The 17,075-nt window shown below is 75.9% G+C and carries 3 protein-coding genes; all 3 read left to right on the top strand.

Annotated features, from left to right (window positions below; all coding sequences use genetic code 11):
* Positions 1-19 precede the first annotated feature (19 nt).
* From F0L17_RS10575 to F0L17_RS10565, 3 genes are read left to right on the top strand one after another with little or no spacing between them, the layout of a single operon-like run.
* Positions 20-946, top strand: a complete 927-nt coding sequence (locus tag F0L17_RS10575; protein ID WP_338018034.1) for a 3-hydroxyacyl-CoA dehydrogenase family protein — start codon at positions 20-22, stop codon at positions 944-946.
* Positions 939-7,826, top strand: a complete 6,888-nt coding sequence (locus F0L17_RS10570; protein WP_155070875.1) for a non-ribosomal peptide synthetase — start codon at positions 939-941, stop codon at positions 7,824-7,826. The genes F0L17_RS10575 and F0L17_RS10570 overlap by 8 nt, the downstream gene beginning before the upstream one ends.
* Entirely contained in the window at positions 7,823-17,071 is a 9,249-nt protein-coding gene (locus F0L17_RS10565) for a non-ribosomal peptide synthetase (protein ID WP_155070874.1), read from the top strand. The genes F0L17_RS10570 and F0L17_RS10565 overlap by 4 nt, the downstream gene beginning before the upstream one ends.
* Positions 17,072-17,075 lie beyond the last annotated feature (4 nt).

Raw genomic sequence — 17,075 nt, 5'->3', positions numbered from 1 at the left:
ACCGGGAAGGGAGCCCCACGTGGGCGAGAGCAAGGACCGCGAACCATCCGGCACGACCGGGCTGCCGGTCGGCGTCGTGGGCGCCGGCACCATGGGGACCGGCGTCGCCCAGTGCTTCGCCGCGGCCGGCCACCCCGTCGTGGTCGTCGACCCGGATCCGGCCGCGCGTGCCGCCGGACCGGAGCGCCTGCGCGCCGGTGTGCGCGCGGTGCGTCTGCTGCGCCGACGGGCCGTGGGCCCGGTGGAGGAACGGGTGACCTGGGCGGAGGGGCTCTCCGCCCTGTCCGGCGCCCGCTTCGTGGTGGAGTGCGTGCCGGAGCGGGTGCCGCTCAAGGAGGCGGTCCTCGGGGAGCTGGATCGGGTGTGTCCGCCCGAGACGGTGTTCGCGTCGTGCACCTCGGCGATTCCGATAGGTCGACTGGGCTCCTTCACCGGCCGGCCCGAGCGGGTGGTCGGCACCCACTTCATGAACCCGGCCCCGTTGAAGGACACCGTCGAGGTCGTCGGGTCCCCGCACACCGGCGCGCACGCCCTCGCGCTGACCGTGGACCTCCTGGCGGGTCTCGGCAAGGAGGCGATCGTGGTCGGTGACGGCCCCGGCTTCGTCGGCAACCGCGTGCTGATGCTGACGGTCAACGAGGCGGCCGCCGTCGTGGACGAGGGCACCGCCGACGCGGACACCGTGGACCGCGTCTTCCAGGACTGCTTCGGGCACGCCACGGGACCGTTGCGGACCGCGGACCTGATCGGCCTCGACACCGTGCTCGACACCCTCGACGTGCTGCGCGAGCACACCGGTGACGAACGGTTCCGGCCGACGCCGCTGCTGGCCCGGCTGGTCGCCGAGGGAAACCTCGGGAGGAAGAGCGGCCGTGGATTCCATCCGTACCCGAGCCACCGAGCCACCGACCGATCCCGGCACGCAGGAGTTGGCAGCCATGTCTGAGCGCGACATCACGTGGGTCCCGACGGCCGGCACCGCCGTGGCCGAGGTCGTGGAGATCCACGGGGCGGTGGACGTGACCGTGCTGCAGGAAGCGATCCGTCAGGTCGTCGACGAGGCGGAGGCCGTACGGTTGCGCGCGACGGACGGACCGGCCGGACCCCCGGGCTTCACCGACGGGGGCAGCCTGCCGCTGGCCATGGTGGACCTCGCCGACGAGGCCGACCCGGCGGCCGCGGCCGAGGCGTGGCTGCGGGCCGAACTGGCCGCCGACGACGCGGGGACGAGGTCCGCGCAGGCCCTGCTCCGACTCGCGGCCGATCGGTTCGCGTGGTTCCACCGGCACCCGCGGGCGGTCCTGGACGCGTTCGGCTGCGCCCTGGTGGGCCGCCGCGCCGCCGAGGTGTACACCGCGCGGATCGACGGGACCCTCCCGGCCGAGGACGCGCTGTCGCCACTGGGGCGGTTCACCGCGGACGAGGCCGCCTACCGGGCCTCCCCGGCCCGGGAGGCGGACGCGGCCTACTGGCGCGAACGCTTCGCCGACCGTCCCGAGCCGCTGACGCTTCCCGGGGCGCCGACGCCCTCGGTGTCGACCGGGCGGGCCGGGACGGGGGCGGGCCTGTCCGTGTCCGCCGTCCTCGACGTCGCGGCGACCGACCGGGTGCGCGCCGCGGCCCGGTACTGCGGCGCCCACCCGCGCGCGGTCCTGATCGCCGCCGTCGCGGCCTACCTGCACCGGACGACCGGCGAGACCGATGTGGTGCTCGGCCTGCCGGTGGACGGCCGCCCGGAGCGCGCCGCACGGCGGACGCCGGCCGCGGCCGAGGACGTCGCCGCGCTGCGTCTCGACGTCCGGGCCGGCACGCCGTTCGCGGAGTTGGTCCGGCAGGTCGGCGTGGAGTCCCGTCGGGCCCGACGGCACCAGCGGGTCCGGCACGCCGAGGTCTGTCGCGAGCTCGGCCTGACCGCTCCCGGTGCCCGGCTGTACGGCACGGTCGTCGACGTCCGCGAGGCCGGGCCCGAGCTGCGGTTCGGCGAACACCGGGCGGTCGGCCGCCGGATCGGCGTGGAGCCGGACGGCCCGGCCGGCCCGGACGAGGTGGTGCGGATCGTGGTGGAGGAGGACCCGTCCGGTCACCGGTTCCGGGCGGTCCTCACCGGCCCCGCCGACCGCCGTTCCGAGGCCGAACTCGACGCGCACGCCCGGCGCCTGCGCACCCTGCTGGACACGGCCGTCGCGGCGCCCGGCCGCACGGTGGGCGCCCTGGAGCTGTTGGACACCGGCGAGGCGGCCACCGTTCGCGTCTGGTCCCGGCCGGCGGCGCGCGGAGCCGTACCCGGCACGCTGACCGCCCTGCTGGAGGCGGCGGCGCGGCGGGCACCGGACGCGGTCGCGGTGCGCGACCGGACCGGAGGCCTCACCCACCGTGAACTGCACGAGCGGGCCAACCGGCTGGCCAGGGTGCTGATCGGTCGGGGAGCCGGGCCCGAGAGGGTGGTCGGGCTGCTGCTGCCGAGGTCCGCGGACACGCTCGTGGCGATGCTGGCGGTCTTGAAGTCCGGCGCCGCCTACCTGTCCCTCGACCCGGCGTACCCGGCCGAGCGGCTCCGTTTCATGATCGGTGACGCTCGGCCCTCGTGCCTGGTCACCGACGCGGCGGGGGCCGCCCGCGACCTCGGCGACCCACCGGGCCCGGTCGTCGTCCTGGACGACGCCGCGGTGGTGGAGGAATCCGGGGCCGTCGCGTCGCACGACGTCACCGACACCGACCGGATCGCACCGCTGCTGCCCGACCATCCGGCGTACGTCGTCTACACCTCGGGGTCGACGGGCACGCCGAAGGGGGTCGTCGTGCCGCACCGCAACGTGCCGCCGCTGCTGGCCTGGGCCGAGGCCGAACTCGGCGCGGAGGCGCTCGCGCACGGCCTCGCCGCGACGTCGTTCGGCTTCGACGTGTCGGTGGTCGAGGTGTTCGCGCCGCTGGCCGCCGGCGGCACGGTGGAGATCGTCGCCAGCCTGCTCTCCCTGCTGGACGACGAGCCGCCGCGCTGGTCCGGCGGCCTGGTGTGCGCCGTTCCCTCGGTGCTGGGCCGCCTGCTGGAGCGGACGGGGCTGGATCTGTCGGCCCGGACCCTGGCGGTGGCGGGGGAGGCGCTGCCCGGCGCCCTCGCCGCCCGGATCGCCGAGGTGATGCCGGGCACCCGGCTGCTCAACGTCTACGGGCCGACCGAGGCCACCGTGTACGCCACCGCCTGGCGGGCCGGTGAGGCCCCGGCCGGCGACGCGCCGCCCATCGGCCGCCCGCTCGGCCACGTCCACACATATGTGCTCGACAGCGCGCTGCGGCCGGTGGAACCGGGCCGCGCGGGCGAGCTGTACCTCGCCGGCGACGGGATCGCGCGCGGTTACCTGGCGCGTCCGGGGCTGACCGCGGAACGCTTCCCGGCGGACCCCTTCGGCCCGCCCGGTGGGCGGATGTACCGCACCGGCGACCTGGTCCGTTGGCGGACGGACGGGCAGTTGGAGTTCCTCGGCCGGGTGGACGCGCAAGTGAAGATCAACGGCTTCCGCGTCGAGCCGGGCGAGGTGGAGGCGGTCCTGGGCCGGCACCCCGGGGTCGTCGAGGCGATGGCCGCGGTCCGTACGGACCGGCCGGGGCACCCCCGGCTGATCGCCTACCCGGTCCCGGTGGACGCGGCCGCGCCGCCGACCCCGGAGGGGCTGCGCGCGTGGCTCGCCGAGCGTCTCCCCGCCCACCTGGTCCCGGCCGAGATCCGTCCGACCGCGTCCCTCCCCCGCACCCCCGGGGGCAAACTCTCCCGCGGGACGGAACCCCGGCCTCTCCTCGCCCCGGAACCGGCCCCGGCCCCGGCCCCGAAACCGGAACCGGCGTCGGCCGTCGCGCCCGTGCCCTCCGAACCCGCGGACGAGAAGGCGGGCGCGGCCCCCGCGTCCCGGGAGGACCTGGTCGCCGCGGCCTTCGCCGAGGTGCTGCGCACGTCCCGCGTACCGCGGGACCGGAGCTTCTTCGACCTCGGCGGCGACAGCATCATGTCCATCCAACTCGTCAGCCGACTGCGGCAGTCCGGGCTGGTCCTCACTCCCCAGGACGTCTTCGAGCACAAGACGGTCCAGTCCCTCGCCCGGGCCGCCCGCGAGACCACCCGGCGCGCGGCCGACGGCGTCGACGCGGCGGTCGGCGACGTTCCGCTCACCCCGATCATGCACTGGCTGCGCGACCAGGGCGGCCCCGTCGACGGCTTCCACCAGGCCGTGCTGCTCCGCGTCCCCGGAGGACTGCGCGAGGATCGACTGACCGCCGCCGTCCAAGCGTTGGTCGACCACCACGACGCGTTCCGGCTCCGGCTCGACCGGTCGGCGCCGGGCTGGTCCCTGGAAGTCCGTCCCGCGGGCACCGTCTCCGCCGCCGCCTGCGTGCGGCGGGTGCCGATCGGTGCCGCCACCGGTGACGGTCTCGTCGACGTCCTGCTCCGGGAGAGCCGCCGGGCCCAGGGCGAACTCGACGTCCGGGCCGGTCGCATGGTGCGCGTGGTCTGGTTCGACGCGGGACCGAAGGCACCGGGCCGCCTGCTGTTCATGGCCAACCACCTGGCCTGCGACGGTGTCTCCTGGCGCGTCGTCGTGCCCGACCTCGTCGCCGCCCACCAGGAGATCGCCGCGGGCCGCACACCCCGCCTCCGCCCGGTCGAGACCTCCCTGCGGCACTGGAGCCGCGCCCTGGCCGAGCAGGCGCGCACCCCCGAGCGGGCGGCCGAACTCCCGTTGTGGGAGAGGATGCTGGCCGTCCCCGGCCCCCGGCTCGCCAAGCGCCCCCTGGACCCCGCCCGCGACACCACCGGCACGGCCCGCTCCCGCACCGCGGTCTACGGCGCGGACCGGGCCCGACACCTGTTCACCACCATCCCGGCCGCGTTCCACTGCGAGATCAACGACGTGCTGCTGACCGCCCTCGCCCTGGCCGTCCAGCGCTGCCTGGACACCACCGAGGACGTGGTGATCGACGTCGAGGGCCACGGCCGTGAACCGGTGGTGCCCGGCGCCGACCTGTCGCGCACGGTCGGCTGGTTCACCAGCATGTATCCGGTGCGTCTCGCCCCCGGCACCGAGCCCGGCCGGGGACCCGCCTCCGGTGCCGAACTCGGCCGGGCCCTGCGGCGGGTGAAGGAGCAGCTCCGCGGCATCCCGGACAAGGGGATCGGATTCGGCATGCTCCGCCACCTCAACCCGGAGACCGGACCCCGGCTGGCCGCCGCCGAACCCCGGCACATCGGCTTCAACTACTTCGGCCGCTTCCTGCTCCCCGCCGACCGGGGCGAACAGGACTGGTCGCCCGCGCCCGAGACCGGCATGACGGCCGGCGCGGACGCGGACATGCCGCTGGACCACCCGCTGTCCGTCAACGCCCTGACCGAGGACACCGCGGACGGCGCCGAGCTGCGCGTCGCGTTCTCCTGGGCGGACGGGATCCTGGACGACCGCCTGGTGGACGAGCTGGCCGACACGTGGTTCGAGATCCTGGACGCGTTGGCCGCGCACGCCGCCGAGCCGGGCGCCGGTGGCCGTACACCGTCCGACTTCCCGCTGGTCGACCTCGACCAGGAGCAGGTCGAACGGTTGGAGCGCGACCACCCGGGCCTGACGGACGTCCTGCCGCTCTCCTCGCTCCAGCAGGGCATGCTCTACCACCTCCTCCTCGGCGCGCTGGACGACTCGGAGGAAGGCGGCTCCGGGGACGCGCCGCACTCGCTGTACACCGTCCAGTTCTGGCTCGAACTGGACGGGGACCTGGACACCGCGGCCATGCGGGCGGCGTTCCGCGCCCTTCTGGACCGCCACCCCAACCTCGGCGCCGCCTTCGTGCACACCGGCCTGTCGCAGCCGGTGCAGATCCTCCGGCCCGGGGTGGAACCACCGTGGCGGGAGGCGGACCTGAGCGCGCTGTCGGAGGAGGGGAAGGAGCGCGAGGTCGAACGCCTCCTGGCGGACGAGCGCGCCCGCCCCTACGATCCGGGCCGGCCGCCGCTGATGCGGCTGCTGCTGATCGACCTCGGCGGCGGACGGCGCCGGCTGGTGTTCTCCACGCACCACATCCTGCTGGACGGCTGGTCGCTGCCGATCGTCGTCGGGGAGGTGTTCGCCCTCTACCGGGCGCAGGTCACCGGCACCCCGCACGGGCTGCCCGCGGGAACGCCGTTCCGCGAGTACCTGAACTGGCTGTCCGGAGTGGACGGGCAGGCGGCCGAGGAGGCCTGGCGCTCGGCGTTGGACGGTCTGACCGCCACCCGGATCGGCCGCCGGGAGCAGGGCGAGCCGCAACCGTCGCGGCACCTGCGGTTCTCGCTGGACCAGGACGTGACCCGCGCGCTGGTGGACATGGCGCGGCGGCACGGCGTGACCGTCGCGACCGTGCTCCAGGCGTGCTGGGCGATCGTGCTCGGCGAGGAGACCGGCCGGCGGGACGTCGTGTTCGGTTCGGTGGTCTCCGGCCGGCCGGCCGAACTGCCGGGGGTCGAGGGGATGGTGGGACTGTTCATCAACACCGTGCCGACGCGGGTGCGGCTCGACCCGGCCGAGTCCCCGGGCGAACTGTTCGTGCGCGTGCAGGACGAGCAGGCCGCGCTCCTGCCGTACCAGCACATGAGCCTCACCGACATCCGCCGTATCACCGACAGCGGAGACATGTTCGACACGATGATGTCGTTCGCCAACTACCCGTTCGACGACGAGCCGCTGCGCCGTCCCGCCCCCGGTCTGGAACTGGTCCGCGCTTCCGGTGACGACCGGCAGCACTACCCGCTGGGCGTCGTCCTCAGTCACCGCGGTGACACGCTGGCCGTACAGGTCGAGTACCGGCCGCACCTGGTCGACCCCGAGCGCGCGAACGGCCTCGCCGAGCGGTTCGTCGCGCTGCTGGAGCGGGTCGCGTACGCACCGCACCACCCCGTGGACGGCCCGCGGTCCGCGGCCGCGGCTCCGGTACGGCGCCGCCGAGAGCCGGTACCACCGGCTCTCGGCGGCACCGGGGTGCTGTTGCCGCTGCGGGAGGAAGGCGACCGGCCGCCGCTGTTCTGCGTGCACCCGGCCGCCGGCATCGCCTGGTCCTACGCGGGGTTGACCGGGCCGCTCGGCACCGACCAACCGGTGTACGGGCTCCAGGCGCGCGGCCTGGACGGCTCGCGGGTACTGCCCGGATCGATCGCCGAGATGGCCGCGGACTACGTGGACCGGCTCCGCAGCGTGCGGCCGGCCGGTCCGTACCACCTGCTCGGGTGGTCGTTCGGCGGTTTGGTGGCGCACGAGATGGCCGTGCAGCTCCAGCGGGCGGGGGAACCCGCGGGCCTGCTGGCCGTCCTCGACGCGCTGCCGTCCGGTCCTCCGGCCGGGACCGAAGGCTTTGGCGACCGCGGGGACGACGGCACCGCGAAACGCTTCGGCCCGGACCACGTGATGGGGACGATCCTGCAGTTCTTCGGCTACGACCCGGCCCTGTGGGCCGGTGAGGAGCTGACCCGGTCGCGCTTCTTGGAGATCGCCCGCGAACACACCGGTCTGCTGGCGTCGTTCGACGAGGAGACGATCGGGACACTCTGCCGGATCTACGCCAACAACGCCGTCCTCTCACACGACCACACCCCCTCCGGCTACGGCGGCGACCTGCTGGTCTTCACCGCGCTGGGGACCTCCCCCGAGGTGGCCGCCGAACAGTGGCGGCCGTACCTCGACGGGGGGAAGCCGGACGTGCGCCCCGTGGCGTGTCCGCACGCGGAGATGGGCAGGCCCGGTCCGCTGGCCGAGATCGGCGAGATCCTCGCCCCGTTGCTGCGCGCCCGGGGCACGGCGTCGGGTTCCCCCCGGTGACCGGCCCCGGAACGGTCGCGCCGACCGACCCGGTGCCGCTGACCGCGGCACAGCGCGGCATCTGGGTGGGTGCCCGTCTCGGCGACCCGGCCCGCTACCACGTGGGGGTGGCCGTCGAGATGGCCGGACCGCTGGATCCGGCCCTGTTCGAGGCCGCGTTCGCGACCGCCGTGGCCGAGACCGCCCCGCTGCGGGCCCGGTTCGTGGTGGACGACACCGGCGAGCCGAGGCAGTGGGCCGGGCCGCCACCGGTGTGGGAGACGCTCCGGGTGGACCTGCGCGCGGAACCGTCCCCGGCGGCCGCGGCGACGGCGTGGGCGAGGGCGGACGTGGCGCGGCCGTTCGACCTGGCCGCCGGTCCGCCGTTCCGGACCGCCCTGCTGCGGTTGGCCGACGACCGGTTCCGCTGGTACCTGGCCTGTCACCACCTGGTGCTCGACGGCGTCGGCAGCGCGCTGCTGGTCCGCAGGGTCGGGCGACTCTACGCCGCGCTGGAGCGCGGGGAGCGGCCGGAGCCGGTCGTACACCCACTGGAGGCCCTGCCGGAGGCGGAGCGCGCCTACCGGGCCTCGCCCGCCGCCGTCGCCGACCGCGCCTTCTGGCTGGACCGGCTCGCCGGGATCGCTCCGGGGCGCGCGGCCGGCGGTGCCGCGGCGGGTGGCGTCGCGGCGCGTGGCGTCGCCCGCCTTCCGGCGGCGTGCTTCGCCGCGCTGCGCGGGACCGCAGGCCGGCTCGGCGTGCGCTGGCCCGCGGCGGCCGCCGCGGCCGGGGCGCTGCTCGCGCACGTCCGCTCCGGCGTCGGCGGTCCCGACGAGGTGGTACTGGGGCTGCCGGTGGCCGGCCGCGACCGCGCGGTGGCCCGGCTGCCCGCCGGCACCGCGTCGAACGTCCTGCCGCTGCGGGTGCCCGTCGACCCGGACCGTCCGCTCGGCGAGGTGGTGCGCGCGGTGGCCGACGAGACGGCCGCCGTCCTCCCGCACCAGCGCTACCGGTACGAGGACCTGCTCCACGACCTCGGCCTGGCGGGCACCGGGAGCGCGCCGTACGACCTGGCGGTGAACGTGATGCCGTTCAGCTACGGCCGTGACTTCGCCGGTCGGCCGATGACGACGCGGAACGTCGCCATCGGGCCGGTCCGGGACCTGTCCGTCACCGTCTACCCGGACGGGGACGGCGGCCTCCGCGTCGACGCGGACGCCGACCCCGCCCGGTACGGCCCTCGCGAGGCGGCGGCCGAGGCACGCCGCTACGTCCGTCTGCTGGCCGAACTGGCCGCCGCCCCGGAACGCGCCGCCGGTCGCTGTGCCCACCTGTCCGCCGGCGAGCGCCGCCGTACGGTGCCGCGGCCCACCGCGTCCCCCGCGCCCGTCGCGGTCACGCTCCCGCGGCTCTTCGAGCGGGCCGCGGCCCGTTTCCCGGAGGCTTCGGCGGTCGGCTTCGGCGACACCGTCCTGAGCTACCGCGACCTCAACACCCGAGCCAACCGCCTGGCCCGTGCGCTGGTCGGGATCGGGGCCGGGCCCGAACGCACCGTCGCCGTGCGGATCCCGCCCTCCACGGAGCTGGTGGTCGCGCTGCTGGCCGTGGCCAAGTCCGGAGCGGCCGCGGTGCCCATCGACCCGGAGTGGCCGGACGAACGGGCCCGGCTGATCCTGGCCGACACCCGTCCGGTCCGCGTGCTCGTCCCGGGCGACCCGCTCACCGACTCGCCGGAGCACGGCGACGACACGGACCTCACGGATGCCGACCGCCGGTCCCCGCTGACCCCCGCGCACGCCGCCTACGTGATCCACACCTCGGGGTCGACGGGCCGTCCCAAGGGCGTGGTGGTACCGCACGAGGGCCCCGTGGCGCTGCTGACGGACGCCGCCGCGTCCTTCGGCTTCGACGAGACGGACGTGTGGACGCTCTTCCACTCCTGCGCCTTCGACTTCTCCGTGTGGGAGCTGTGGGGAGCCCTGGTCCACGGCGGACGGCTCGTGGTCGTACCGCGCGACACGGCCCGCTCCCCCCGGGCGTTCCTCGATCTCCTGGTGCGCGAGCGCGTCACGGTGCTGAACCAGACGCCGTCCGCCTTCGCCGCCCTGGACCGGGCCGACGCGGAGGAGCCGTCGCGCGGCCGGGGGCTGGCCCTGCGCCGGGTGGTCCTCGGCGGCGACGCGCTGTCCCCGCCGGCCCTGCGCGGCTGGTACCGGCGGCACGGACCGGACTCCCCGGTACTGGTCAACATGTACGGCATCACCGAGACCACCGTCCACGCCACGCGCCTGGACCTGACGGGCGACCACACCGAGCGCGCCGGCAGCCCGATCGGCGCCGCGCTCCCCGGCACCCGGCTCTACGTGCTGGACGGCCGCCTGCGCCCGGTGCCGCCCGGCACCCCCGGCGAACTGTACGTGGCGGGCCGGGGGGTGGCCCGCGGTTACCTCGGCCGCCCCGCTCTCACCGCGCAGCGCTTCGTCGCCGACCCCTTCGGTCCGCCCGGCTCCCGTCTCTACCGCTCCGGCGACCTGGCCCGATGGACGACGGACGGCACCCTCGAGTACCTGGGGCGCGCCGACGACCAGCTCAAGGTCCGCGGCCACCGCGTCGAGCCGGCCGAGGTCGAGGCCGCGCTCTCGGCCGAGCACGACGTGGTCGCCGCCGCCGTCACCGCGGTACCCGACGCGGCGGGGGGCGAGCCGCGGCTCGTCGGCTACGTCGTGCCGGAACGCGGCCGGCCGGTGGACGGACTTCCGGACCGGCTGCGCCGCAGGCTGCGCGCGCGGCTGCCCGCGCACCTCGTCCCGGCCGGGTTGGTGCTGCTCGACGCGCTTCCGCTCACCCGGAACGGCAAGCTCGACCGTGCCGCCCTGCCGGCCCTCGGGGACCGGGAGCCCCAGGACCGCGGCGTCCCGACGTTCGCCACCCCGCTGGAGCGACGTCTGGCGGACCTCTGCGCCGACGTCCTGGGCACCGACCGGGTGGGCCCGCACGACGACTTCTTCGACCTCGGCGGCGACAGTCTGCGCGCCGCCCGGCTGGCCGCCCGGATCCGCGCCACCCACCACGTCGAGATCGACGTCCGGGACGTCTTCGACTCCCCGACCGTCGCCGCCCTCGCGGCCCGCCTCTCCCCGCACGTCCGGGTCCCCGAGGCGCCGCGGGAGCCGCGGGACCACCCGGAGCGCCTCCCCCTCTCCTTCGCGCAGCGCCGCCTGTGGTTCCTGCACCGCCACGCCGGAGCCGACCGCGCCTACAACGTGCCGCTGACCCTGCGCCTGACCGGCGTTCCGGACCGGACGGCGCTCGCCGCCGCCCTCGGCGACCTGACCGATCGCCACGAGGTGCTGCGCACCGTCGTCCGGGAGGAGGCCGGCCGCCTTTACCAGCGGATCCTGCCCGCCGCCGAAGCCCGTCCGCACCTCGCCGAGACGGCCGTCACCGCGGCCGAACTGCCCGCCCTGTTGGCCCGTCGCGCGCGGCACGTCTTCCGGCTCGACCGCGAACCCCCGCTGCGCGCCGAGCTGTTCACCACGGAGAACGGCGAGAGCACCCTGCTGTTGCTCCTCCACCACATCGCGTGCGACCACGCCTCGCTCGCCCCGCTCGCCGCCGACCTCGAAGCCGCCTACGCCGGCCGGTTGCGCGGCACACCGCCCGTCGACCGGCCGCCGCCGCCCTGCCGGTACGCCGACTTCGCGCTGGACCAGCGGGTGGCGTTCGGAACCGAGAGCGAACGCACGGACCACGCCGAACGCCGACTCGCCCACTGGGTCCGGGCCCTGGACGGCCTCCCGGACCGCATCACGCTGCCCACCGACCGGACGGCACCGCGGACGGACGACGGGGCCACCGTCGCCTTCCGGATCCCCGCCGCCCTGCACCGTCGCCTGGCCGACATCGCCGCGGCGGAACGCGCGAGCCTCTTCATGGTGGTGCACACCGTGCTCGCCGCGCTGCTCACCCGGCTCGGCGCCGGCACCGACATCCCGATCGCCACCGCGGTCGCCGATCGGCCCGACCCCCGGTTCGACGCGCTGGTCGGCTTCTTCGTCAACACGCTCGTACTGCGCACCGACACCTCCGGCGACCCCACCTTCCGGGACCTGCTCGGCCGGGTCCGAGCGGCCGACCTGGCCGCCTTCGCCCACCAGGACGTGCCGTTCGAACTCGTCGTCGGGGCGGTGCGACCGCACCGCCCCGCGACGGGGTCGCCGCTCTTCCAGGTGATGCTGGTCGTCACCCCGCCCCCGCCCGCCCGGCTCGACCTGTCCGGGCTGCGCGCCGAGGTCGGCACGGTCGGCACCGGCACGGCCAAGTGCGACCTGGCGTTCAGCCTCCACGAACACCGCGACGCGCACGGTGTCCGCCAGGGCCTGGACGGCGTGCTCGAGTACCGCACCGGTCTGTTCGACCCCGCGACGGCCCGGGCGCTCTGCGACCGCCTGCTCCGGCTGCTGACGTCGATGGCCGACGACCCGGACACCCCGGTGCGCCGCGCGGCGCTCCTCACCCCGGCCGAGCGCCACCGCCTGCTGGCCCGGTGGGGTGCGACACCGGCCCGCCCCCGTCCGGCCGGCGGCACCGTCCGGAGCGTCCCGGAGCGGGTGGCCGAGCACGCGCGCCGCACGCCGCACGCCGTGGCGCTGCGCACGGACACGGAGACGCTGACGTACCGGGAGCTGGTGCTCCGCTCCGACCGGCTCGCCGCCCGGCTGACCGCAGCCGGCGTCGGCCCGGAGACCCGGGTCGCGGTGCTGATGGACCGGGGCGTCGAGTACGCCGTGACCGCCCTCGCCGTCCTCGGGAGCGGCGGGGTCCACGTGCCGCTCGACGCCCGCGCGCCCCGGACCCGGCAGTCCCGTGTCGTCTCCGAGGCCGAGGCCGCGGTGCTGGTGGTCGGTCCGGGCCGGCCGCCCGAGGAGCTGCTCCCCGACGCACCGCTGGTCATCGACGTCCGCGATGCGGACGCAGCTGCCGACGCCGTCCCCGGCACGGCACCGCCCGGCCGTGTGCCGACGGCCGGCCCGCCCCACCCGGAACGGTTGGCCTGTACCGTCTTCACCTCCGGCTCCACGGGCGTGCCCAAGGGCGTCGCGATCACCCACGGCGGCATCCTCGCCCTCGCCGACGACGCCTGTTACGAACCGACCGCCGCCCGCCGCATGCTGATGCACTCCCCGCACTCCTTCGACGCCTCCACGATGGAGCTGTGGGTGCCGCTGCTCAACGGCGGCGAGGTCGTCGTCGCCCCGCCCGGCGAACTCGACCTGCGGACCCTGCGACGGTTGATCACCGAGACCCGTCCGACGGCCCTGTGGCTGACCGCCGGGCTCTTCCAGGCCGTCGCCGAGGAGGACCCGGCCTGCCTGCGCGGCCTCGACGTGGTGTGGACCGGCGGCGACGTCGTCCCGCCCCGGGCCGTGCGTTCCGTGCGGCGGCACTGCCCGGACACCGACGTCGTCAACGGCTACGGCCCGGCCGAGGCGACGGTCTGCGCCACCTGGCACCGGATCGCCGACACCGACCTGGCCGAGGCGGCCGTCCGGCGCGGCATTCCCATCGGCCGTCCGCTGGACGGCGGTCGCGCCTACGTGCTGGACGCCGGCCTCCAGCCGGTGCCCGCCGGGGTGACCGGTGAGCTGTACCTGGCGGGCACCGGCATCGCCCGCGGCTACCTGGGGCGCCCCGGCCCCACCGCGCAGCGCTTCGTCGCCGACCCGTTCGGCCCGCCCGGCGCGCGCATGTACCGCACCGGCGACCTGGCGCGGTGGCTGCCGGACGGCACCCTGGCGTTCGGCGGTCGGGCCGACGGGCAGGTCAAGCTGCGCGGCTTCCGCATCGAGACCGACGAGGTCGCCGCCGTGCTCGTCGGGCACGGCGGCGTGGGGCAGGCCGTCGTGGTGGTCCGCGAGGACCGGCCCGACCACCGGAGCCTCGTCGCCTACCTGGTGCCGGCCGAGGGCGCCGCGATCGATCCGGACGCGCTGCGGGAACACGCCACCGAGCACCTGCCCGACTACATGGTGCCCACGGCCTGGGTGGTGCTGGACCGGATGCCGTTGACCCGCAACGGCAAGCCGGACCGCGCCGCCCTGCCCGCTCCCGACCCGGTTGCCCGCACCGCGACGGGGGCCGCCGACCGCGACCGGCCCCGCGACGCGCGGGAACGGGTGCTGCGCGATGTCTTCGCCGAACTGCTCCGACTGCCGTCGATCGGCGTCCACGACGGGTTCTTCGACGCGGGCGGGGACAGCATCACCGCCATCCAACTCGTCAGCCGCGCCCACGACGCCGGTCTGAGGATCACCGTCGAGGACGTCTTCCGCGCGCCGACCGCGGCCGGGCTCGCGGGACGGGCGGAGGCCGTGACCGCGAACGCCTCCGACGAGGGCGCTCGGCAGGACGACGGAGCGGGACCGCTGCCGTTGACCCCGATCGTCCACTGGTGGCGCGAGCAGGGTGGCGGCACCGGACCGTTCGACCAGCACCTGGTCGTCCGCACCCCGGCCGGACTGACCGCGGAACGGCTCACCGCGGTCCTCCAGGCACTCGTCGACCGGCACGCGGCGCTGCGTCTGAGGCTGGACACCACCGGCGGGACCTGGCGGCTCGACGCGCTGCCGGCCGGCCGGATCCGCGTGGCCGACCGCATCCGGCACATCCGGCCCGTCGACCAAGGCGATCCCACCGGTCCCACCGGTCCCACCGGTCCCACCGACCGAACCGGCCACGCCGCCGGCGCTTTCGCCGGCGAGCCGACCACCCTGCCCGCCGACGCCCTGGCCACCGCCCGCGATCGTCTCGACCCGGCGGCCGGCCACCTGCTGGCCGCGGTGTTCCTCGACCGGGGCGCGGACCGGGACGGCCTTCTGCTGCTCGTCCTCCACCACCTGGCGGTCGACGGCGTCTCCTGGCGCATCCTGCTCTCCGACCTGGCCGCCGCCGACCGGGCGCTCGCCGCGGGACGCGCGCCGGACCTCACCGCCCCACCGGTTCCGTTCCCCCACTGGGCACGCACCCTGGCCGAGCGGGGCGCGACCGGTGTCCACCGCGCCGAACTCCCCCTGTGGACCGGCATGTCGGCCGACCCCGACCCGCCGCTGGCGGATCCGCTGCCCGCCGGGGCCGCACGCACGGCGCGCCGGCTGACCGTGACCCTGCCACCGGGGCGGACCCGGCCGCTGCTCACCGAGGTCGGCCCGGCCTTCCACTGCGGGGTCGAGCCGGTGCTGCTCACCGGCCTGGTCCTCGCCGTCGAGGAGTGGCGGCGGCGCCGCGGACGCGCGGGTGGCCCCGGCGGCCTGCTGGTGGACCTGGAATCCCACGGCCGGCCCGACCTGCCGGACACCGACCTGTCCCGGACCGTGGGGTGGTTGACGGCCCTGTACCCGGTCCGGTTGCCCGACACCGGCTGTTCCTGGGCCGACGTGTGGACCGCGGGACCCGCTCTCGGCCGCGCGCTCAAGCGGGTCAAGGAGCGGCTGCGGGCCGTCCCGGACCGCGGCGTGGGCCACGGCGTCCTGCGGTACCTCGATCCGGACCCCGCCCCGGAGCTCGTCGGGGCGTCCGCCCCGCAGCTCGGGTTCAACTACCTGGGCCGCCTCACCGCGGGATCCGACGCCGACTGGGGGGTCGCCGGGGAGCACCTCCTCCCGGACCCCGCCCCGAACCGTTTCGGACCGCATCTGCTGGACATCGACGCGCTGACGCTCGACGGCCCCGCGGGTCCGCGGTTGACGGCCGTGGTGACCTGGACCGAAGGCCGGCTCGCCGAGGCCGAGGTCCGTGAGGTAACGGACCTGTGGTTCGCGGCCCTCGACTCCCTCGTCCTGCACGCCAGGACCCCGGGCGCCGGAGGCCGCAGCCCGTCGGACCTGCCCCTGGTCCGGCTCGACCAGGAAGAGGTCGACCGGCTGGAGCGCGACCACCCCCGGTTCGTGGACGTGCTGCCGCTCACCCCCCTCCAGGAGGGGCTCCTCTTCCACGCGCTGTACGCGCCGGCCGCCCCCGACGTCTACCAGGCGCAGTTCGTCCTCCGGCTGCGCGGCGAGCCGGACCCCGCCGTACTGCGCGCCGCGGCCGCGGCCCTGCCGGTCCGCCACCCCAACCTGCGTGCCGCGTTCGTCCACCACGGCCTGCGCCGACCGGTCCAGGTCGTCCCCGAGCCGTCGGACCCCGAGTGGCGGGAGGTCGACCTCACCGGCGTCGCCGAGAGCAGACGCGAACGGGTCTTCGACCGACTGGCCCGTGCCGACCTGCGTCGTCGCCTCGCCGTCGACGATCCGCCGCTGATCCGCTTCCGCCTCGTCCGGTGGAGCCGGGAGGAGTACCGGCTCGTCCTGACCAACCACCATCTGGTGTTGGACGGCTGGTCGATGCAGCCGCTCGTGCGCGAGCTGTTGGAGCTCTACGCCCATGGGGGCGACCCGGACGCCCTGGACCGGGTCACGCCCTACCGCGACCATCTCGCCCTGCTGGCCACCCGCGACCGTGCCGCGGCCCGCGAGGCGTGGCGGGACGCGCTCGCCGGCCTCGGGGAACCGCCCCGTTCGGACCCGGTCGTCCCGGTCGCCCCCGATCGGGCGGCGGACGAGGGCATCACCACGCTGAGCGCGACACTGTCCGTCGACACGACCGCGGCGTTGCGGAGCCTGGGCGCCGAGGGGATCACCCTCGGCACGGCCGTGCAGGCCGCCTGGGGGGTGCTGTTGGCCCGTCGCCGCGGTACCGCGGACGTGGTCTTCGGCACCACCGTCTCCGGCCGTCAACCGGAGCTCCCCGGCATGGAGTCGATGATCGGCCTGTTCGTCAACACGTTGCCGGTACGGCTGCGGTTGGACCGGGCCGAGACGGTGCGCGCCATGCTGCGCCGCCTACGCGACGAACAGGCCCGTCTGCTGCCGCACCACCACATCGGACTGAGCGAGATACAACGCTCGGTGGGGCGGCGCGAACTGTTCGACACCCATGTGGTGTTCGAGAACTACCCGTTGGACCGCGCCGCCCTCGCACGGCCGGTCCCGGGGCTGCGCCTGGTCGGCTTCGAGGGCCGCGACGCCACCCACTACCCGCTGACCCTGGTGGCGTTCGCCGCCGAAGGGCCGCTGCGCCTGCGTCTCGACCACCGTCCGGGCGCGGTGACGCCCGGGGCCGCCGAGGGCGTCCTGGACGAACTGGTCGACCTGCTGGAAACCTTCGCGAAGGAGCCCGGAGCGCCGGTGGCCGGGCTCGTCCGCACCGTGTTCGAGAACGACGAGTGACGAT

Origin of the sequence: Streptomyces taklimakanensis, from assembly GCF_009709575.1 — a bacterium.
In the GTDB taxonomy this organism is placed as follows: domain Bacteria; phylum Actinomycetota; class Actinomycetes; order Streptomycetales; family Streptomycetaceae; genus Streptomyces; species Streptomyces taklimakanensis.
The sequence above is the reverse complement of the archived record's forward strand: the minus strand, read 5'-3'. Positions and strand labels throughout refer to the sequence as shown.